Raw genomic sequence first — 20,370 nt, 5'->3', positions numbered from 1 at the left:
GCGGCTCCGCCAACCGGCCGGGCCGCGATCGCCGTCTCAGGGAATGAATCCATGCGTATTGTGATGATTGGCTCGGGCTATGTCGGCCTTGTCTCCGGTGCCTGCCTCGCCGATTTCGGCCATCATGTCACCTGCGTCGACAAATCGGCCGCGAAGATCGACGCGCTGGAAGCCGGCCAAGTTCCGATTTTTGAACCCGGTCTCGACGCCATCATCGAGCATAACCGCACTGCCGGCCGCCTCGACTTTTCCAAGGATCTGGCGTCTCCAGTTGCCGAGGCGGATGTCGTCTTCATCGCGGTCGGAACACCTTCGCGCCGCGGCGATGGCCACGCCGACTTGAGCTACGTCTATGCCGCGACCCGCGAGATCGCGGCAGCCGTTTCCGGGTTTACCGTTATCGTCACCAAGTCCACTGTTCCTGTCGGCACCGGTGATGAAATCGAGCGCATTTTCCGCGACGAGTTCCCGGAGAAGGATATTGCGGTCGTCTCCAACCCCGAATTCCTGCGCGAAGGCGCGGCGATCACGGACTTCAAACGCCCGGATCGCATCGTCATCGGCACTGAAGAGCCGCGCGCCGTGGAAGTCATGCGTGAAGTCTATCGCCCGCTCTACCTCAACGAAGCGCCGCTTTATTTCTGCGAACGCCGCACCTCTGAGCTCATCAAGTACGCCGCCAACGCCTTCCTGGCGATGAAGATCACCTTCATCAACGAGATCGCAGACCTCTGCGAACAGCTCGGCGCCGATGTGCAGAAGGTCGCCAAGGGCATCGGGATGGACAAGCGCATCGGCGACAAGTTTCTGCATGCCGGCCCCGGTTACGGCGGTTCATGCTTCCCCAAGGATACGCTGGCACTGGTCAAGACCGCACAGGATCATGACAGCCCGGTTCGCCTGATCGAGACGACAGTCGCGATCAATGACAACCGCAAGCGCGCCATGGGCCGCAAGGTCATCGCAGCCTGCGACGGTAATGTTCGGGGCAAGAAGATCGCTATCCTCGGCCTGACCTTCAAGCCGAATACCGACGACATGCGTGACGCACCGTCGATCACCATCATCCAGGCGCTGCTGGACGGTGGCGCCAAGGTTCACGCCTTCGACCCGGAAGGCATGGAGATGGCGAAGGAAGTCATCGGCCCGATCACCTACGGCAAGGACCCATACGACATTGCTGACGGTGCCGACGCCATTGTCATCGTGACAGAATGGGACGAGTTCCGCGCGCTCGATTTCAAGCGGCTGAAGTCTATGGTGAGAACCCCTGTTGTCGTCGACCTGCGCAACATCTACCCGGTCGCCGAAGTGACAAAGCACGGCTTCAGCTACTTTGCAGTCGGAAAGAAGAACGAGAAGAAGTAGATGCGTTATTTCATCACCGGCACCGCAGGCTTCATCGGTTTTCATCTCGCCCGCCGCCTGCTGCAGGAGGGCAACGAAGTCACCGGCTTCGATGGCATGACGCACTACTACAACATCAAGCTGAAGCACATGCGCAATGCCGCGCTGGCACAGTTTCCTGCCTTCCGCCCGGTGACGGCGATGCTGGAAGACCGCAATGCCCTGGAAGGCGCCATCGCGGACGCAAGGCCGGATGTGCTGGTCCACCTCGCAGCACAGGCCGGTGTGCGCTACAGCCTGGAAAATCCGCGCGCTTACCTGACATCAAATCTGGAAGGCTCCTGGAACATCCTGGAGATTGCCAAGGATGTCGGTGTCAGCCATCTCATGCTGGCATCGACGTCGTCCATCTATGGCGCCAATCCGACCGTTCCATTTCGCGAGACAGACCGTGCGGACGAACCGCTGACCTTCTACGCGGCGACGAAGAAATCGATGGAACTGATGGCGCACAGCTACGCCCATCTCCACAAGGTCCCGACGACAGCCTTCCGCTTCTTCACTGTCTACGGCCCTTGGGGACGTCCCGATATGGCCCTCTTCAAGTTCGTCAAGAGCATGATGGAAGACCAGCCGATCGAGATCTACGGCGAAGGCAAGATGAGCCGCGACTTCACCTATATCGATGACCTCGTGGAGGCGATCCTCCGGCTTTCTTCCGTCGTTCCCTCGGAAGCGAATCGCGTGACCGACGAACGGGTGGAGACCCTCTCACATCAGGCGCCGTTCCGCGTCGTCAACATCGGTGGCGGTCAGCCCGAAAACCTGATGACCTTTGTCGAGACCGTCGAAAGGGCACTCGGCCAGCCGGCCAAGCGCAAGATGCTGCCGATGCAGAAGGGTGACGTGCCGCGCACCTTTGCCAGCCCCGACCTGTTGATGGCGCTGACCGGCTACAAGCCGGAGACAACGCTGGATATCGGCGTCAAGGCATTCGTCGACTGGTATCTGGAAGCGCGCGGCGAACTCGAACCGTAGACCTACCGTCTGGCTAACGGCGGAGGTTGGCGGCCAGCGCCTCCTTTTTCGATGCAAAAATCCCATCGATCTCGGACGCCGGCAGCGGATGGCCGAGCGCGAAGCCTTGCAACGTGTGACAGCCGAGCTTCGCGAGCGTCACCGCATGGTTTTCAGTCTCGACGCCTTCCGCAATCACGTCGACGCCGAGCGCCTTGCCGATCTCGACGATCGACTTGACGACGCGGCGTTGCTCGGACGAAGTATCCACCTCGCTGACCAGCTGCCGATCGATCTTCAGCCGGGCCGGTCGCAGCCGCACGAGGCCGATCAGCGACGCGTGGCCCGAGCCGAAATCATCGATCTCGATTTCGATACCCATTTGCTTGATGCGATCGACAGCCTGCAGAAGTTCATCGTCGCAATCATCCAGAAAGATCGTCTCGACGAGCTCGAAAACCAAAGCCCCTTCCGGTATCTCCAGCGTCTCCAAATCTTCGATCAATTGCGGATCGTAGAGCCGCTGTCCGGAGATATTGACCGAAATTCGCGGTAGGGCAGTTCCGTGCTGCCCCCAGCTCAGCCGATCCGCGAGCACGCGTCGCAGGATCGAAGCATCGATCTCGGAGGACAAGCCGAACTCGTCGGCGATTTTCAGGAATATACCGGGTGAGAGCGTGCCGCGCTCGCTATGATGCCAACGCGCCAATGCCTCGATTCCGACGATCTCCCGGGTGTGGGCATCGAGCTGCGGTTGGTAGAATGGAATGATGTCGCCCTGTTCCAGCGCGAGCTTCAACTCTTCGGCAAGACGCCGCTTACCCATCAAATCGTCTTTGAGCTGCTGCGAGAAGAACTCGATGCGGTCGCGCCCTGATGTTTTTGCCTGATAGAGCGCGATGTCCGACTCTGCGAGGAGGTTGGAACCCGAGCGATCCGATGACCAGGAAATGCCGATTGAAGCTCCGGATTGCAACATTTCGTGGCCGAAGCGAATCTTCTTCTTCAAGCGTCGCTGCACGTCGCGCGCCATCCGGTTTAGATCTGTCAGACCACCGAAATTGACCAGCAGGATGACGAATTCATCTCCGCCGATACGCGCCGCCATGGCCGCCTTCGGAACAGCCGTCTCGATCCGCAAGGCGGCAGCCCGCAACACGGTGTCGCCCGCGACATGGCCATGGCTGTCGTTGATCTGCTTGAACTCATCGAGGTCGAGATGCAGGACTGCAAGCGTAGAGACCGAGGCATCCTCCGCCAGTTCCGCCAGACGCTTGTCGAAAAGACGACGGTTGGGAAGTCCCGTCAAGTAGTCGTGTTCCGCTGCATGTTCGATGCGGGCACTGCTCTCCTCCAAGGCCAAGGCACGCGCCTCGGCAACGGTGCGCTGACGGGCAGCCTCGTTCGCGAGCAGGACGTCCGCCGTAACGTCCCATTCGGCACCAATGAAGAAGGGGGATCCTTCCTCGTTGACATAGAAATGGGCCCGTGACCGGATATGCCGTATCTCACCGTTCGGCCAAACGATCCGGAACTCTGAATTGTATAGCCCACGCCGCGCAGTCGCTTCCTCGAATTCCAGTTCGGCGCGCTCGCGATCGTCGGGATGAATTGCATCCGACCAGACAGCCGTCGGGACCGGACCATTGCCTCGTCCGGTCTGGTACAGTCGATGCATCTGGACGTCCCAGGAAATCTCATTCTGAGCGAGATTGTGCTCCCACACACCAATCTGGGACGCATCGAGCGCAAGCTCAAGGCGCCGCAGGATGTCCTGGAACTCTCGTTCGGACCGTGTGGGACTGCTCGATGCCAACGCCGTTCAAGCCTCATACAGCTTTCAGTAACAGTAGGGTATCGGTCCTCGTGCGAGGAATCTCATTATGCGGGCAGAACCAACCTTTTGGCGAGAGATTAATTAGGATGCACTAAAAATCCATCAACAACTGTAGGCGAAACACAGCACTCGATCTTGGCAGAGATCCAGTGGACTAGGCAATTCAGCCTTTCGAGGAACGAAGATTCTTTTGTTCGAGTTGCAACAGCAAGCCGCTATGATCGGTTTCGCCACCGCCATGTTCGACGAACTCCGCAAATTCGGCACGCACCGCTTGCGTCAACGGCAGGGCTAGAGCGAGACCGTCGGCAGTCGCGATGATGTTGTTCAGATCCTTGAGTTGCAGTTTGGAGGGACCTGCGATTCCGAAATCGCGATCAACCATTCGCTGACCGTGAACATCCAGGATCCGGCTTTCGGCAAAACCGCCCCGGATCGCGCGGCGAAATGCCTCACGCGAACCGCCCCCCGCCTCGACGAGCAGCATAGCCTCGGCAACGGCGCCGATCGTTATGGCAACGATCTGCTGGTTCCCAAGCTTTGCGAGCTGCCCGCAACCGCTCGGTCCAACATGCGTAACGCGGCCAAGCGGCGCAAAGACGTCCGCCAGCTCTTCAATCAGCTTGGCGTCGCCGCCTGCCATGATCGCAAGCGTACCGGCAGCCGCGCCGACCACACCGCCCGACACCGGCGCATCGAGATGTGCAATGCCACGCTCGGCGAGTTTCGAGGAATGCTCTCGCGCCGCATCCGGGGCAATGGAACTGGAATCGATGACGACCGCGCCGGTATCGAGCGCCTCTGCGGCGCCTTGCTTGAACAACACGTCCTCTACTGCCGTTCCGTCAGTGAGCATCGTGAAAACCACCGATGCTCCCTCGACCGCAGCAGCTGGCGTATCGGCAACCACCGCGCCGTCCCCGGCAAGTTCCTGCGCCTTGGCATGATTGCGATTCCAGACCGTGACGGCAAAGCCGGCGTGGAGCAAGCGGCGAGCCATCGGTGCGCCCATCAGCCCTGTCCCCAGGAATGCAATGCTGCGCGATTTGCTGGTCGTCATAGCCGTCCTCCCAGTTCATCCTCGATATGCACGCGAATAATGTCGTCGAAAGAAGCATCGGCGACGAAACCCAACTTTCTCGCGCGCTCGGCCGCGAATGCCTGCGGCCAACCGGACACGATCTTCATGACTAGCTCATCGGGTTCGCGTCGGATCAGAGTGACGGCCTTTTCTCCTGCGATCTTGCGCAACGCTTCAATCTGCTCCCCCACCGTAGCGCTGACACCCGGCATCGTCAGGCTGCGGCGGGCGCCAAGCGGCTCGAGATCGATACTGGCGGCATGGATGAGAAAGCCGACGGCCGAACGCGGCGACGCATGCCAATGACGGACAGTTTCCGGCACCGGCAGGATTGCCTCCTGCCCGGCCAATGGTTCGCGCACGATGCCGGAGAAGAAACCGGAGGCAGCTTTATTCGGTTTGCCGGGACGGACGCAGATCGTCGGCAACCGGACGCCGATGCCGTCGATGAAGCCCCGGCGCGTATAATCTGCCAGGAGCAATTCGCCCATCGCCTTCTGCGTGCCATAGCTCGTCAACGGTGTGAGATTGAAATCGTCAGGGATCACCTCGGGGAATGGTGCTCCGAAGACCGCTATGGACGAGGTGAAAACGACGCAGGGCCGATAGCCGTCCTGAAGATGTGCCTCCCGGATCGCCTCAAGAAGCGCACGCGTGCCTTCTAGATTAATGCCGTAACCTTTTTCGAAATCCAGCTCAGCCTCGCCCGACACGATTGCGGCGAGATGAAACACCACATCGGGCCGCGAGGCGATAATTCGCGCGGCTTGCCCTGGACCAGAAACGTCGATCGCGCTGGTCTCGACACGCCCGTTGAACCCTTCAGGCGCGGCGGGAATGACGACATCAACAAGAGAAAGCCGATTGATCGACTGGCCTACTAGCCGTCCATCCGAGACAAGCCGCGCCGTCAATTTGCGCCCGATCATTCCAGCTGCGCCGATAATCGCGATATGCACTGGCTGCCTCCATCAATCGTTGCAGTGTGCGACTCCCCTCGCCCTGCATCCCTTTTGAGACATAGCCGTATGGCTCTCCCATGAAAACAGGAAAGGCGGAGCATTGCTCCGCCTTTCCACGTCTCGCCGCTCGGAGGGGCTATTCGGCAGCGAGTCGTATGATTTCGGCTTCCTCCGCATCGTGCTCGTGCTCCTTGTGCTGGATCAGCGGGCGGTTGCCCGACAGCTTGCGGACCAGCACGTAGAAGACGGGCGTCATGAAGATGCCGAAGAAGGTGACCCCGATCATGCCCGAGAACACCGCCACACCCATGGCGGCGCGCATCTCGGCACCCGCACCGGTCGAGGTGACCAGCGGCACGACACCCATGATGAACGCCATTGATGTCATCAGGATCGGGCGCAGACGCAGGCGGCTTGCCTCGATGGCAGCCTGAACCGGAGTCCGTCCTTCGAATTCCAGCTCGCGGGCGAATTCCACGATCAGGATCGCGTTCTTCGCCGAGAGGCCGACAAGGACCACCAGACCGATCTGCGTGAAGATGTTGTTGTCTCCACCGGTCAGCCAGACGCCCGTCAACGCCGCCAGCACGCCCATCGGCACGATCATGATGATCGCGATCGGCAAGGCAAGGCTCTCGTACTGCGCAGCGAGCACCAGGAACACCAGCAGCAGCGCCAGCGGGAAGACGATCACGCCCGAGTTGCCGGCCAGGATCTGCTGATAGGTCAGATCCGTCCATTCGAAGCTGATGCCCTTCGGCAAGGTCTCTTCGGCGATCTTTTCGATCGCTGCCTGAGCCTGGCCGGAGGAGAAGCCCGGAGCAGGACCGCCGTTGATATCGGCGGAGAGGAAACCGTTATAACGGTTGGTCCGCTCCGGCCCGGTTGTCGCGTTCACCTTCAGGAGCGCAGACAGCGGGATCATCTGGCCCGATGCCGAACGAACCTTCAGCTTGCCGATATCCTCGGGCTGCGCCCGGAACTTGGCATCGGCCTGGACGCGCACGCTGTAGGTACGGCCGAAGGCGTTGAAGTCGTTGACATAGAGCGAACCGAGGTAGATCTGCAGCGTCTCGAAAACGTCGGTTACCGGGACGCCAAGCTGTTCCGCCTTCTCACGGTCGAGATCGGCATAGAGCTGCGGAACATTGATCTGGTAGGCAGAGAAGATGCCCGTCAGCTCAGGCGTCTGGTAGGCCTTGGCGATCATCGCCTTGTTGGCCTCGTCGAGCACCTGATAGCCGAGACCGGCGCGGTCTTCGAGCTGCATCTTGAAGCCACCGGTCGTGCCGAGACCATTGACCGGCGGCGGCGGGAACATCGCGATGAAGGCATCCTGGATCGCCCCGAACTTCTGGTTCAGGGACATGGCAATCGCGCCGCCCGAAAGCGCCGGCGACTTGCGCTCCTCGAAATCCTTCAGCGTCACAAAGACGATGCCGGCGTTCGAGGAGTTGGTGAAGCCGTTGATCGACAGGCCCGGGAAGGCGATCGCATGCGCGACGCCAGGCTCTGCCATGGCGATGTCGCTCATCCGCTTGATGACGTCTTCGGTACGGTCAAGGCTGGCGGCATCCGGCAGCTGGGCAAAGCCGATCAGATACTGCTTGTCCTGCGCCGGCACGAAGCCGCCCGGCACGGCATTGAAGAGCCCGTAGGTCGCGCCTGCCAGCACGACATACACAAGCATGACGATGCTCTTGCGCGACAGCAGACCGCCGACGCCCTTGCCATAGCCTCGCGAACCGGCGCCAAAGGCCTTGTTGAAGCCACGGAAGAACCAGCCGAAGACGGCGTCCATGGCGCGGGTCAGCCAGTCACGCTTGGCGTGATGGTCCTGCAGCAGCAGCGAAGCCAGAGCCGGAGACAGCGTCAGCGAGTTGAAGGCCGAAATGACCGTCGAGATCGCAATCGTCAGCGCGAACTGGCGATAGAACTGTCCGGACAGACCGGAGATGAAGGCGAGCGGCACGAAGACCGCGACAAGCACCAGCGCGATCGCGATGATCGGACCAGACACTTCCTTCATGGCCTTGTAGGTGGCAGCCCGCGGGCTGAGACCATTTTCGATGTTTCGCTCGACGTTTTCGACAACGACGATCGCGTCGTCCACCACGATACCGATCGCCAATACGAGGCCGAAGAGACTGAGCGCGTTGATCGAGAAGCCGAAGACATACATCACCGCGAACGTGCCGATGATCGAAACCGGAACGGCAATCAGCGGGATGATCGAGGCGCGCCATGTCTGCAGGAACAGAATGACGACGATGACCACGAGCGCGATGGCTTCGAGCAGCGTATCGACGACCTTCTCGATCGACGAACGGACGAACTTCGTCGTGTCATAGACGATCTCGTAGCTGACGCCGTCAGGCATGGCGGTCTTCAGCTCTTCCATCGTCTTCTGGACTTCGTCCGAGATGGTGATGGCGTTGGAACCAGGAGACTGGAAGACCGGAATGGCGACCGCCGGCTTGCCGTCGAGAATCGAGCGCAGCGAATAATCGGCAGCGCCGAGTTCGATACGGGCGACGTCGCGCAGGCGGGTGATCTCTCCGTTCGTGCCGGTCTTGACGATGATGTTGCCGAACTGCTCAGGCGTCTGCAGACGGCCCTGCGCATTGACGTTCAGCTGCAGGTCGACACCCGACAGGCTGGGCGAAGCGCCGATGGTGCCGGCTGCGGCCTGGACGTTCTGGCCACGGATCGCATTGGTGACGTCGCTGGCGGCAAGGCCATGCTCGGCCGCCTTCTGCGGGTCGATCCAGACGCGCATCGAATAGTCGCCCGAACCGAACACTTGTACCTGGCCGACGCCATCGATGCGCGCCAACCGGTCCTTGATGTTGAGGACGCCGTAGTTGCGCAGATAGGTGATGTCGTAGCGGTTGTCAGGCGAGATCAGGTTCACGACCATCATCAGGTCGGGAGAGCTCTTGACCGTCGTGATGCCGATGGTCTTCACCTCTTCCGGCAGACGCGGTTCGGCCTGCGACACGCGGTTCTGGACGAGCTGCTGTGCCTTGTCGGGGTCGGTGCCAAGCTTGAAGGTGACCGTCAGCGTCATGACGCCGTCCGAGGTCGCCTGGCTGGACATGTAGAGCATGCCCTCGACGCCGTTGATCTGCTCTTCGAGCGGTGTCGCGACCGTCTGCGCGATGACCTCCGGGTTTGCACCGGGATAGGTGGCGCGCACGACGATCGATGGCGGAACGACTTCCGGATATTCGGAAATCGGCAGTGAACGCAGGCCAAGCAGGCCGGCGACCACGATGAGGACCGATAGAACTCCGGCGAACACCGGACGGTCGACAAAGAATCTGGAGAAATTCATTTCAAAGCCCTCTCCGGGATGAAATTTTGGATGCAACGACCCTCTCCGGCGGTTGGGAGGCCGCCGGTGGGTCGGGTCATTTCGGAATTAACGCGGAGCGCCGGGACGCTCCGGATGCTTCGACTTACTGAGCCGTCGCGACTTTTTCTTCCGCCTGTGGTGCAACCACTGCACCCGGACGGATACGCTGCAGACCGTTGACGACGATCTTGTCGCCGACAGCAAGACCGCTTTCGACGATGCGCTGGCCATCCGCCGACGGGCCGAGCTGGACCGGCCGGTAGCTGACCTTGTTTTCGGCATCGACGACGAACACGAACTTCTTGTCCTGGTCGGTGCCGATCGCGCGGTCGCTGATCAGGATCTTGTTCTCGGCCTTCGGCTCGCCCATGCGGACGCGGACGAACTGGCCGGGGATCAGCTTGCCGCCGGGATTGTCGAAGACGGCGCGAACGCCGATCGTGCCGCTGGCAGCGTCAACCTGGTTGTCGATCAGCTGCAGCTTGCCCTTGATCGGCGTGCCCTGGTCGGCGAGCGTGCCGACCTCGACGGGGATCTGCTCGACAGCGGGAACGGCACCGTCGCCAGCAGGAAGCTGGGCAAGCGCATTTGTCACCATCTCTTCGCTGGCGTTGAAGCTGGCGTAGATCGGATCGACGGACACGAGCGTCGTCAACGCGGGAGATGCGCTGCCTTCGGCAACGAGGTTACCGACCGTCACCTCGATCTTGCCGACACGGCCGGCAACCGGGGCGCGGACCTCGGTGTAGCCGAGCTCAAGCTGTGCCGAGCGAAGCGCCGCCTGGGCGGTGCGGAGACCGGCCTGCGCCTCGGTGAAGGCATTCTGCCGCTGGTCGAAATCGCTTTGCGAAATCGTCTTGTTGTCGGAAAGCCTGCGGCCACGCTCCAGCTCGATCTGAGCAAGATTGACCTTGGCCTCGGCAGAGGCAGTCTGTCCTTCAGCCTGCGAAACCGCCGCCTGGTAGGGCTCCGGATCGATGGTGAAGAGCAGATCGCCGGCCTTGACCAGCGCGCCTTCGCGGAAGTGCACGGACTGGACGGCGCCGGCTACACGTGAACGGACCTGCACGCGGTCGACGGCCTCAAGCCGCCCCGAAAACTCCTGCCATGTCGTGACGTCACGGCTGGCGACGACGGCAACCGTGACCGGCACAGCGGGAGCCTGCGCAGGTGTGGAAGCCGCCGTTGCAGTCGTGCTCATCGGCAGTTCGAAAAAGATGGCTGCGGCCGAAACGGACGCAGCAAGTCCCAAGCCGGCGCCCACAAGGGCCCAGCGCTTTTTACTGGACGTCATTGGTACTCTCCTTACGGCCCTCTCTCAGTGGCCGAATTCAATCAGTTCGTCTTCAATGCAATAGGTTGGCTGCTAATATCCCGAACGAAGCTTTCGAATTGGTCCGTGATCGTCCGTTCCCAATTCGGTGCCTGTTCGCACTTCCCGCCATAAAGCAACGGCCAGCCTGCCCCGGCGGGGAGGACATTCCGGCGAACTGGAACGCCAGCCTGTTTCAGGCGGTCTGCGTAACCGAGCGTTTCGTCGCGAAGTGGATCATCTTCTGCGGTCAGAACGAGCGCGGGCGCGACCCCTGAAATCCGCGAACAGAGACACGGCGCCGCATAGGGATGACAACCGCCGCCGCTGAGATAATGACTCCAGCCCTCGGCCCAGCGCTGACGCATACCGATGCCGTCCGCCTTGCGGATCGACGACGTACCCATGAAAGGATCAAGCAGTGGCGAAATCAGAATTTGGCCATCGAGCGCATCCGCATAATGGTCTCGCGCCTTGAAAGCGACACCGGCAGCAATATTGCCGCCCGCCTCTTCGCCAGCAACGATCAGCAACGAATTGCGATCGCCAATGCCGGACGCCCGCTTGTTGGCGAGATAGGAAAAAACAGAGTAGCCGACTTCGAGCGGCTTCGGAAAGACGTTGCCAAGTGGGGCGTTGTAGTCGGGCACGGCGACGATGGCGCCCGCTTTCGCCAGGCTCTCGGCAACCACGCTGTCCCTAACGCCCGACTGCAGAAAAGCACCGCCGTGGAAAAACAGCACGATCGGCGATCCCTTGCCGAACTCGGCGCCCTGATAGACGCGTGCGGAAACGGGGCCAGTGGCCACCTTTTCCATCACTATGTCTTTCACCTGCACCGTCATCGTTTCGGCTCGCGTCTGACCCACATAACGTATTGCGAGCCAAGACGGCTTGCAATTTCTGAAGAAAACATATTGTTATTCCATTGTCGGAATAAGAAGCGATAGAGCAATTACACTGTTCCGAATTTCGAACAATACCGCAGTGCAACCTGCTTAGGTGATTTCCGATGGACCAGCTCTCGGCAATGCGCGCTTTCATCCGCGTCGTAGAGACGGGCAATTTCACACGGGCCGCCGACACACTCGCCATGCCCAAGGCGACGGTGACCAATCTCATTCAGGGGCTTGAAGCGCACCTGCACACCAAGCTTCTCAACCGCACCACACGCCGCGTCATGGTGACGACCGATGGCGCACTCTACTATGAGCGAGCGGCGCAGATCGTCTCCGAACTCGAGGAGTTGGACGGCAGCCTTTCGAACTCCCAGGGCCTGCCGACCGGCCGCTTGCGCGTCGAAATGGCAGGCGCCTTCGCCGACCGGATCGTCGTGCCCGCACTTTGCGATTTCTACCAGAAATATCCTGATATTCGTGTCGATCTCGGCGTCGGCGACCGCACCGTCGACTACCTCGCGGAGAACGTCGACTGCGCCCTTCGCGGCGGCACGCCGGCCGACCAGTCACTAATCGCGAGACGCGTATCAGAGGTTGAATTGGTGACCTGCGCAGCGCCACTTTACATCGAGAAATTCGGCGTTCCCGCCCGTCCGGAAGAGCTGGAAAACGACCACTATTCAGTAAGTTACTTCCGCGCCCAGACGAACAGGACGCTTCCCTTCGAATTCCGCAAGGACAATGAGGATCTGGAGATCAATCCGCGCTACCTGCTATCGGTCAACGACAGCCGGACCTTCGTGACAGCGGCATTGAGGGGGCTCGGCATTGCTCAACTGCCGCGCTTCATGATCCGCGACGCCTTGGCCAAGGGCGACCTCGTGGAAATCCTGCCGGAATGGAGCCGCGAACCCCTTCCTCTCTACATCGTCTATCCGCCGAATCGGCACCTCAGCAACAAGGTCCGCGTCTTCGTCGACTGGCTGGTGAAACTGCTCTCGGATGCGAAGTTGAACGATGCGTGACGCAGTTGCGGCCCGGAAGGGAGTTCCTTCGACGGGCCGCAACTGTCTGTCTTCAAATTCCTTTCAGACCTCGTCGCGCCACCAGGGAAATGGCTCGGCCGGTATCTGAGGTTGGCGCCCGGAGTTGGAGGTCTTCCAGTCGCCCTTACATCACAAATATAAGCCTGCTTTTTGCCGTTTGTTAAGTGCTGATTCCTGCACAGCAGGTTCGCAAAAACGGAACAATGGCAAATATCACGACTAGTGAACAGCTGGCTTGAGGAGATCTTCCAGCCCGATCCGCCGGAACATTTCGGCGCGAACACGATCAGCAACACCATTGACCACCTCGGCGCCATCTTCGGACGGATCGACATGGGTACGGAACGGACGCTTGCCGAAAGGCATCGCGACAACCTCTGCAATTGCCGTCGCAACCGAACCGGCATCGGCATCAATAGGTTCGAGCGCAGCAAGCCCCTGCAGCGCCTGCTCCGGCACACCCTTGTAAGGTCCGTCGTTGTATTCGGCCGCGCGCGCCGCATCAGCCGGCGAGCCGGAATGCGCGAAGTGGTTGGTGCCCTTGGTGAAGGCGCCGGGCACGATGATCGCGGTCTCGATGCCCCAGCGAGTAAGCTCGGACGCATAGGAAACGGCAACCGAGTCCATCGCCGCCTTGGCCGCGAAATAGGGTGCGAGATAGGGCGGCGTGCCGCCGCGCGTGCTGGAAGAAGACACCCAGACGACAAGCCCCTTGCCCCGCTTGCGCATATGGGGAAGCACGGCGCGGTTCACCCGTTGCGTCGATAGCACGTTGATGTCGAACAGCTCGGCATATTGCTCCGGCGTGAATGCTTCGGCCGGTCCGAAGGACATATGACCGGCATTGTGGATGATGACATCCAGCCTACCCGCCTCTTCGAGCACCTTGGCAATTCCGGCTGCGATGGAAGCATCCGAGACGACATCGAGCTCGACTGAGCGGAGATCGACCTTGTTGTCCCCCGAGAACGTTGCGATATCGGCGACGGCCTTTGCGTTGCGGCCCGCCGTATCGCGGATGCCGGCATAGACGATGTGCCCTTCCTTGGCGAGTGTACGGGCGGTGAGAGCGCCGAAGCCGCTGGATGCTCCAGTAATGACGATGACCTGCTTTTCCATTGTCCTATTCCTTCGAGAAGTGACTGATGACGTCTGATGCGGGAGATCGGCGCCGGGCCGACCCCGCCGCTGCAAGGCTGGAGTCAGATGATGCCGCCGTTGGCGCGCAGCACCTGACCGTTGATCCAGGAACCATCGGGGCCTGCCAGGAACGAAACAGAAGCGGCGATATCCTCGGGCGTCCCCAAGCGCTCCAGCGGATTCATCTTGGCCATGCGGGCGATCAGTTCATCCGACTTGCCATCGAGGAAAAGGTCGGTCGCTGTCGGCCCCGGAGCCACTGCGTTCACGGTGATTTCGCGACCACGCATTTCCTTCGACATGATCGCCGTCAGCGTTTCGACAGCCGCCTTGGTCGCGGCGTAAACGCCGTAGTTTTCAAGCTTCAGACCGACGACGCTCGTCGAAAAGTTGATGATGCGGCCGCCGTTGCGCAGACGCTTTGCGGCTTCGCGCAGAGTGTTGAAGGTGCCCTTCAGGTTGACGCTGACCTGGCGATCGAAATTGGCATCGTCGGCATCGGCAATCGACGAGAGCTGCATGATGCCGGCATTGTTGACCAGCACATCAACACCGCCGAAGGCTGCTTCCGCAGCATCGAACATGCGGCGGACGGCTGCGGGATCGCTGACATCGGCCTGAGCCGTCAACGCCCTGCCGCCGCTCTGCTCGATCTTTTCCACCAGCGCCTCGGCGAGTGCTGCGTTGCCGGCATAGTTGACGACGACGGTGAAACCGTCCCTGGCCAGCCGTTCGGCGATTGCGGCACCGATGCCCCTCGATGCGCCTGTGACCAGTGCGACCTTGTTCTCGTTGTTGCTCATTACCTTTCTCCTTCACTGGGTGCGGCTCGCCGCGTTTTGGATGAGGAGAAGATGCCACTTTTCGAATAGCGGATAATCAGCCATTATTCGGCATCACTATCCGGACATAACGAACAAACAAGATGGACAGATTCGATGCCATGCGGGTGTTTTCCCGCGTCGTGGAGAGGCGGAGCTTCACGCTCGCCGCCGAGGACACCGGCCTTCCGCGCTCCACGGTCACGGATGCGGTTAAGCAGCTGGAAGCCCGCCTCGGCGTACGATTGCTGCAGAGAACGACGCGCCATGTCAGCCCCACGCTTGATGGCGAAGCTTACTACCAGCGCTGTCTTTCCATACTCGCCGACATCGAGGACGCAGAGGGCGCCTTCGCCGGCGCCAAGCCGAAAGGCATGCTGCGCGTCGACGTGCATGGCACGCTTGCCCGCCATTTCGTGCTGCCAAGTCTTCCGTCCTTCCTCGAGACCTATCCCGATATCGAGTTCTACATGAGCGAGGGTGACCGGCTGGTCGACGTCGTCCGCGAAGGCATCGATTGCGTGCTGCGCGTCGGCGTTCCCCAGGACAGCGACATGGTGGCGCGACGCGTCGCCATGCTGGAAGAGATCACGCTGGCGTCTCCCGGCTATCTTGAAAAGCATGGTGTGCCCGAGCATCCCGACAGGCTCGACGGTCATCGCATGGTGGGCTTTCGCTCGACCGCGACGGGTGGTGTCCTGCCCCTGGAATTCCTCGTCGGCGGCAATATCCACAACGTCACCCTGCCGGCGCCGGTCACCGTCAACGCCGCCGAAAGCTTCATGTCGGCAGCCCGGCTCGGCCTCGGTCTCATTCAGGTGCCGCGGTATCATGCCGAGAAGGATCTGTTCGATGGCACGCTGGTTCATGTGCTGCCGGATTTTCCGCCGACGGAGACACCCGTCTCCCTGCTCTATCCGCGAAACAGGCAGCTCTCTCCGCGCGTTCGCGTTTTCATCGACTGGCTGGTGAAGGTCTTTGCTCGACAATCCTAGCGAAAAGCGTTTCACTTGGAGCAACTGTCAGAACCCGGAGATTTCCATGGCCATCACAGACGTCACCGTACATCCGAAGGACGGCGGCTTCGTTGTCATCTTTACGGATCAGTCCGGCAACAACATATCGGTCACGCTCTATGCTGCAGCCTCTCCCGGACTGACGAGCGACAACGCGATTACTCGCGCAAGGGCGCTGCTTGCCGCAACGCTACAGAGTTCGCAGGTCGACGGAGCACGCGGCAAGGATGCCGCACTACTGGAAGAGGAACTGGAGGAAGGCCTCGAGGACACCTTCCCCGCCAGCGATCCCGTATCGGTCACCGGATCATCGATTTCCGCGCACGACCCGAAGGTCGGCCACTAGAGTGTCCGAGCGATCGAAAGCCTGAACCAGATGACACATGCCGCCGGTGCGATCGGCGCCGCTCCCCTCACCGGCCCTGATCTCACGCGCTTTTTCGAACGCGATGCGATTGCTGTTGCCCGTGATTTGCTTGGCTGCCATCTCCGTGTCGGTGATGTCGGCGGTCGCATAACCGAAACCGAAGCCTATTTCCCCGACGATGCAGCCTCGCATGCCTTCCGCGGCCCTACACCGCGCAACGGCGCGATGTTCGGCAAACCGGGCAACGTCTACATCTACCGTATCTACGGCATGCATTGGTGCGTAAATTTCGTGTGCACGACGGGCTCCGCCGTGCTGATCCGCGCACTCGAGCCGGAAGCCGGCATCGCGACCATGATCGACCGGCGCAACAACGATGCGTTGACCCAACTCTGCAGCGGCCCTGGCAAGCTCTGCCAGGCGCTCGGCATCGATCTGTCCCTGAACGACAGGCTCCTCGACGAGCCGCCCTTTTCGATCGCCCCTTCCGCCCCCGTCGAGATTGTCGCCGGCAAACGCATAGGCATTACGAAAAATGCCGAAGCACCTTGGCGCTTCGGCATCTCCGGGTCTCGCTATCTCAGCAAACCGTTTCGCTGAGCATCATTCCATGACGGCGCTGTGGTCCATCACAGGCGCTACCTTCGGCTTGCGCAGCAGCAGCGCAAGCGGAATGACCGCAAGCGACATCAGCATCAGCAGCTTGAAATCGTCGATATAGGCGATGATCGTCGACTGCAGGGTGATCACTTCGTTGAGCGCCGCGCGACCGGCTGCGGTCAGCGGGTTCATCCCCTGCGCCGCCGCTGCCTCGAAGGCGCGGTTGAACGGCGTCACATAAGCGGCGATGTTCTCATGATTGACCTGGGCGTTCTCCACCAGCAGCGCCGAAACGATCGAGATGCCGACGCTCGAGCCGATGTTACGCGACAGGTTGTAGAGGCCGGTACCGTCGCCGCGCATGTGCGCGGGCAGCGTCGAGAAGGCGATCGTCGTCAGGGGCACGAACAGGAAGCCAAGCCCGGCGCCCTGAATGAAGCCGACCGACACGATCGTCCACTGTGAGACATCGGGCGTCCAGCCGGTCATGTCGTACATCGCCCAGGCTGTCAGACCGAGACCCAGCACCAGGAGCAGGCGCGTATCAACCTTGCCGATCAGCTTGCCGACGATGAACATGCAAAGCATAGTGCCAAGCCCACGCGGCCCCATGACGATGCCCGCTGTGATGACGGGGTAGCCCATCAGCGTCTGCAGGTATGGCGTCATCAGCGCCAGGGAGGCGAGATAGGTTATGCCGATCACGAAGATAAAGAGCATGCTCACCGCGAAGTTCCGGTCAAGGAACAGCCGCGGATTCACGAAGGACTTCTCCGCCGTCAGCGTATGCACGATCAGCAGGTAAAAGGCGGCGGCGCAGACGATTGCCTCGATCATGATCTCGCCCGATGCAAACCAGTTGAGCTGTTCGCCGCGATCGAGAAACAGCTGCAGCGACGCGATGCCGAGACTCATCATCCCGAACCCGAACCAGTCGAGCTTCGCCAACGCGTCCAGCTTCGTTTCCGTGACGTAGATCACGATGCCAGCGAATGCCAGCGCACCAATCGGGACGTTGATATAGAACACCCAGCGCCAGCTGATGTTGTCGGTCAGCCAGCCGCCGATGACAGGTCCCAGGACCGGCCCGACCATGACCGAGACGCCAAATAAGGCCATGGCCGAGCCGCGCTCCTCGACACTATAAATGTCGAGGAGGATGCCCTGAGAGAGGGGAACCAGAGACGCGCCGAACAGGCCCTGCAACAGGCGGAAGGCGACGATCTGGTTCAGCGATTGCGCAAGGCCGCACAGGACGGAGGCGAAGACGAAGCCGGCGATCGCCGCCAGCAACACCCGCTTGCGCCCGAACTTGGCGGCGAGAAAGCCCGACGGCGGCGTCATGATCGCAGCCGCCACGATGTAGGAAGTCAACACCCAGTTGATCTGGTCGGCGCTCGCCGAGACGCTCCCCTGGATATAGGGCAGCGCGACGTTGGCGATGGTCGTATCCAGCGCCTGCATGATGACGGCCAGGATGACGCAGGCCGTGATCGCGCCGCGGTTGGCAACCGGGGTAGCCGGAGATGATGCAGCGTTACTCATGGTCCTTGCCGCCTGAGCGGCCCAAAAGCTTGGAAACGAAATCCGGAAGACCGCGGGCGCGACCCGTATCGACGTCGACGACCGTGCTCATGCCGACGCGAAGCGGCGGCTTGCCGGCAGCGTCATCGATGCTGACGCGCATGGGAATACGCTGCACGACCTTTACCCAGTTGCCGGTCGTGTTCTGCGCCGGCAACAGCGAGAAGCTGGAACCGGAGGCCGGGCTGATGCTCTCGACCTTGCCCTTCCACTCGACGCCCGGATAGGTATCGACATAGATCGTCACTGGCTGGCCGGGCTTCACATAGGTCAGCTCGGTTTCTTTGGGGCTCGCCGCAATCCAGAGATTGTTGTCCGAAACCAGCGAGAAGGCTTGTGTCGACGCCTGCAGATAGGAGCCCGGCTGCAGCGAGTTGACGTTCGTCGCGACGCCGTCGAACGGCGCCTTGACGACGCTGTGGTCGAGTTGGCGCTGAGCGTCATCGACCTTCGCCTTGGCCTCGAGGTAAAGCGGGTTCTGGTCCACTGGCTGATCGGCATTGCCCCCGAGCTGCGCCAGCGTTGCTGCTGCCTCGGCCTTCGCAACGGCGACCTTCTGGCGGCCGGCGTCGAGATTGTGCTTGGCCTGATCATAGGCGGTCCGCGTCGCGGCAGAGCTGTTCAGCAGGCTCTGCTGCCGATCGAACTCGGTCTGATAGTAGGGAATGTCGGCTTCCGCCTGGGTGATCTCGGCAAGAGACTGCTGGTAGCTGGCCTGCATGTTCAGGATCTGGTTGCGTACGGTGCCAAGCTGCGCCTCAGCGCCTTCAAGCGCGATCTTGAAGGCATCCTGCTGCAGGCTGAAGAGCACCTGGCCCTTCTTCACCGCTTCGTTCTCATGCACGTTGATCTGGTCGACGATACCGGAAACGTCGGTCGTCAGCCCCACCATGTCGGCCTGGATATAGGCATTGTCGGTCGACATGATCTGACCGCCGTTGACATAGTAGTATCCACCGACGACGAGCGCGACCGGCAGCAGGGCGAAGAGAACGGGCCGCGTGAGACTGCGCCGGCGGCGGACCTGTGTGCCGCCGGGCGCAGCCACTGCAGTAGCGGGCGCTGAATTGGATGAAGGCGCCTCGGCTACCGTCTCCCCGCGGGGGGAAGCCTCGTTTTCTTCAACTGGGTTCTTGGCATTTGCGTCTGCTACGACGCGCAGGGAGGACTTCTCAGCCATGTTTTGTCTCATCTTCGGCTACCGGGGTTCGGCAAGCCTGCGCTAGGTTCGTCTTCATTGCGGTTAGGATACCGAACAGCTGATCGCGCTGCTCGGAAGGGATGCCATCAAAAGCTTCGCCGCGTGTCAGGTCGCCCAGTTGACGCATCTCGGCCAGAAGCGGATGCGCTTCCTCGCGCACATAGAGAAGCCAGATGCGGCGGTCAGTCGGATGCTGGCGGCGCTCGATGAGACCACGATCGGCCAACTTGTCGAGAATGCGGACCAGCGTGATCGGTTCGATTTCCAGGATCTCGGCAAGTCCGCCCTGGTGGATTCCCTCATTGCTGCGGAGATAGGCGAGCGTCTGCCACTGCGACCGCGTCAGCCCAAGGCAACGCGCGCGCTGCTCGAACCGCTTGCGAAGCAGCCGTGCAACGTCGTGCAGCAGAAAGCCGAGAGTGGGATTGCCGTTCATTGATATTCGCGCCAATTGTAAGCACACTTATAATACGCTCAGATATATTAAGCGTGTGCGCTGCACAAGTCTGTCGGCCACGAAATCGTGTGTTGCGAGCAAAATGCCGCACCAGCATTCTGGTCGGACTTACACGCATGGCTTCCAGCAGCCCGTGAAATTGCAACCGGTCGGCATTTGCAATTTCTGCCGGAGGCAGTTTATATACGTCCTACAGGTACTTAGCGGGTCTCCGCATTATTCTTTTCTAGCAATCGCAGATCGTCCACGCGCCCAGAATGGCGCTCAGGTGCAGAATATCGATACGGGCGACGCTTTTTCGCTCGGACGCAGCAAGACGTGACAC

At 60.9% G+C, this 20,370-nt stretch carries 17 protein-coding genes; 6 read left to right on the top strand and 11 right to left on the bottom strand.

The genetic code is table 11. The features are described 5' to 3' along the window. The first annotated feature begins 51 nt into the window (after nt 1–51). Entirely contained in the window at nt 52–1,368 is a 1,317-nt protein-coding gene (locus FHT76_RS18555) for a UDP-glucose/GDP-mannose dehydrogenase family protein (protein ID WP_183861577.1), read from the top strand. Beyond that, the gene (locus tag FHT76_RS18550; protein ID WP_183861579.1) at nt 1,369–2,385 is read left to right on the top strand and encodes an NAD-dependent epimerase/dehydratase family protein; all 1,017 of its coding nucleotides are present in this window, start codon (nt 1,369–1,371) and stop codon (nt 2,383–2,385) included. Nucleotides 2,386–2,398: 13 nt separating this feature from the next. Here the strand turns inward: FHT76_RS18550 and FHT76_RS18545 are convergent, their stop codons facing one another. From FHT76_RS18545 to FHT76_RS18520, 6 genes are all read right to left on the bottom strand, one after another. Then, nucleotides 2,399–4,180, bottom strand: coding sequence for a bifunctional diguanylate cyclase/phosphodiesterase (locus FHT76_RS18545; RefSeq protein ID WP_183861581.1), 1,782 nt, complete (start codon nt 4,178–4,180; stop codon nt 2,399–2,401). A gap of 184 nt (nt 4,181–4,364) precedes the next feature. Further along, nucleotides 4,365–5,261 (bottom strand): NAD(P)-dependent oxidoreductase, encoded by an 897-nt coding sequence (locus FHT76_RS18540; RefSeq protein WP_183861583.1) that lies wholly within the window; start codon nt 5,259–5,261, stop codon nt 4,365–4,367. Further along, the gene (gene denD / locus FHT76_RS18535; RefSeq protein WP_183861585.1) at nt 5,258–6,241 is read right to left on the bottom strand and encodes a D-erythronate dehydrogenase; all 984 of its coding nucleotides are present in this window, start codon (nt 6,239–6,241) and stop codon (nt 5,258–5,260) included. The genes FHT76_RS18540 and denD overlap by 4 nt, the downstream gene beginning before the upstream one ends. A 139-nt stretch (nt 6,242–6,380) precedes the next feature. Further along, nucleotides 6,381–9,581: an efflux RND transporter permease subunit gene (locus FHT76_RS18530; protein WP_183861587.1), complete on the bottom strand. Its 3,201-nt coding sequence runs from the start codon at nt 9,579–9,581 to the stop codon at nt 6,381–6,383. Between the two features lie 124 nt (nt 9,582–9,705). After that, nucleotides 9,706–10,896: an efflux RND transporter periplasmic adaptor subunit gene (locus FHT76_RS18525; RefSeq protein ID WP_183861589.1), complete on the bottom strand. Its 1,191-nt coding sequence runs from the start codon at nt 10,894–10,896 to the stop codon at nt 9,706–9,708. 41 nt (nt 10,897–10,937) lie between these two features. Next, nucleotides 10,938–11,759: an alpha/beta hydrolase fold domain-containing protein gene (locus FHT76_RS18520; protein WP_183755569.1), complete on the bottom strand. Its 822-nt coding sequence runs from the start codon at nt 11,757–11,759 to the stop codon at nt 10,938–10,940. 167 nt (nt 11,760–11,926) lie between these two features. On the opposite strand from FHT76_RS18520, the gene FHT76_RS18515 reads away from it, so the two are divergent. After that, a complete protein-coding gene (locus FHT76_RS18515) occupies nt 11,927–12,838 on the top strand; it encodes a LysR family transcriptional regulator (protein WP_259185761.1) in 912 nt (303 codons plus the stop codon). Between the two features lie 240 nt (nt 12,839–13,078). Here the strand turns inward: FHT76_RS18515 and FHT76_RS18510 are convergent, their stop codons facing one another. Beyond that, on the bottom strand, nt 13,079–13,978 hold the full coding sequence (locus FHT76_RS18510) for an SDR family oxidoreductase (protein ID WP_183861592.1): 900 nt from the start codon (nt 13,976–13,978) through the stop codon (nt 13,079–13,081). An 83-nt stretch (nt 13,979–14,061) separates the two neighbouring features. After that, nucleotides 14,062–14,802: an SDR family oxidoreductase gene (locus tag FHT76_RS18505; RefSeq protein ID WP_259127182.1), complete on the bottom strand. Its 741-nt coding sequence runs from the start codon at nt 14,800–14,802 to the stop codon at nt 14,062–14,064. Nucleotides 14,803–14,924: 122 nt separating this feature from the next. Here FHT76_RS18505 and FHT76_RS18500 point away from each other — a divergent pair, with 122 nt between their 5' ends. The 3 genes from FHT76_RS18500 to FHT76_RS18490 are packed head-to-tail and all read left to right on the top strand — an operon-like array spanning nt 14,925 to nt 16,803. Further along, complete coding sequence (locus FHT76_RS18500; protein WP_183861596.1) at nt 14,925–15,815, top strand: LysR family transcriptional regulator; 891 nt, start codon at nt 14,925–14,927, stop codon at nt 15,813–15,815. A 46-nt stretch (nt 15,816–15,861) separates the two neighbouring features. After that, a complete protein-coding gene (locus tag FHT76_RS18495; protein WP_040674664.1) occupies nt 15,862–16,182 on the top strand; it encodes a hypothetical protein in 321 nt (106 codons plus the stop codon). 30 nt (nt 16,183–16,212) lie between these two features. Next, a complete protein-coding gene (locus tag FHT76_RS18490; protein WP_259127185.1) occupies nt 16,213–16,803 on the top strand; it encodes a DNA-3-methyladenine glycosylase in 591 nt (196 codons plus the stop codon). A 3-nt stretch (nt 16,804–16,806) separates the two neighbouring features. Here the strand turns inward: FHT76_RS18490 and FHT76_RS18485 are convergent, their stop codons facing one another. From FHT76_RS18485 to FHT76_RS18475, 3 genes are read right to left on the bottom strand one after another with little or no spacing between them, the layout of a single operon-like run. Continuing rightward, complete coding sequence (locus tag FHT76_RS18485; protein WP_259127210.1) at nt 16,807–18,348, bottom strand: DHA2 family efflux MFS transporter permease subunit; 1,542 nt, start codon at nt 18,346–18,348, stop codon at nt 16,807–16,809. After that, on the bottom strand, nt 18,341–19,567 hold the full coding sequence (locus FHT76_RS18480) for an HlyD family secretion protein (protein ID WP_259127213.1): 1,227 nt from the start codon (nt 19,565–19,567) through the stop codon (nt 18,341–18,343). Before FHT76_RS18480 ends, FHT76_RS18485 begins: the two co-directional genes overlap by 8 nt. After that, entirely contained in the window at nt 19,560–20,024 is a 465-nt protein-coding gene (locus FHT76_RS18475) for a MarR family winged helix-turn-helix transcriptional regulator (protein WP_259127216.1), read from the bottom strand. The genes FHT76_RS18480 and FHT76_RS18475 overlap by 8 nt, the downstream gene beginning before the upstream one ends. Nucleotides 20,025–20,370: the final 346 nt, after the last annotated feature.

The sequence above is a fragment of the Rhizobium sp. BK176 genome (genome assembly GCF_024808055.1).
Note: the sequence above shows the minus strand (reverse complement) of the source record. Positions and strands in the feature narration are given on the sequence as shown.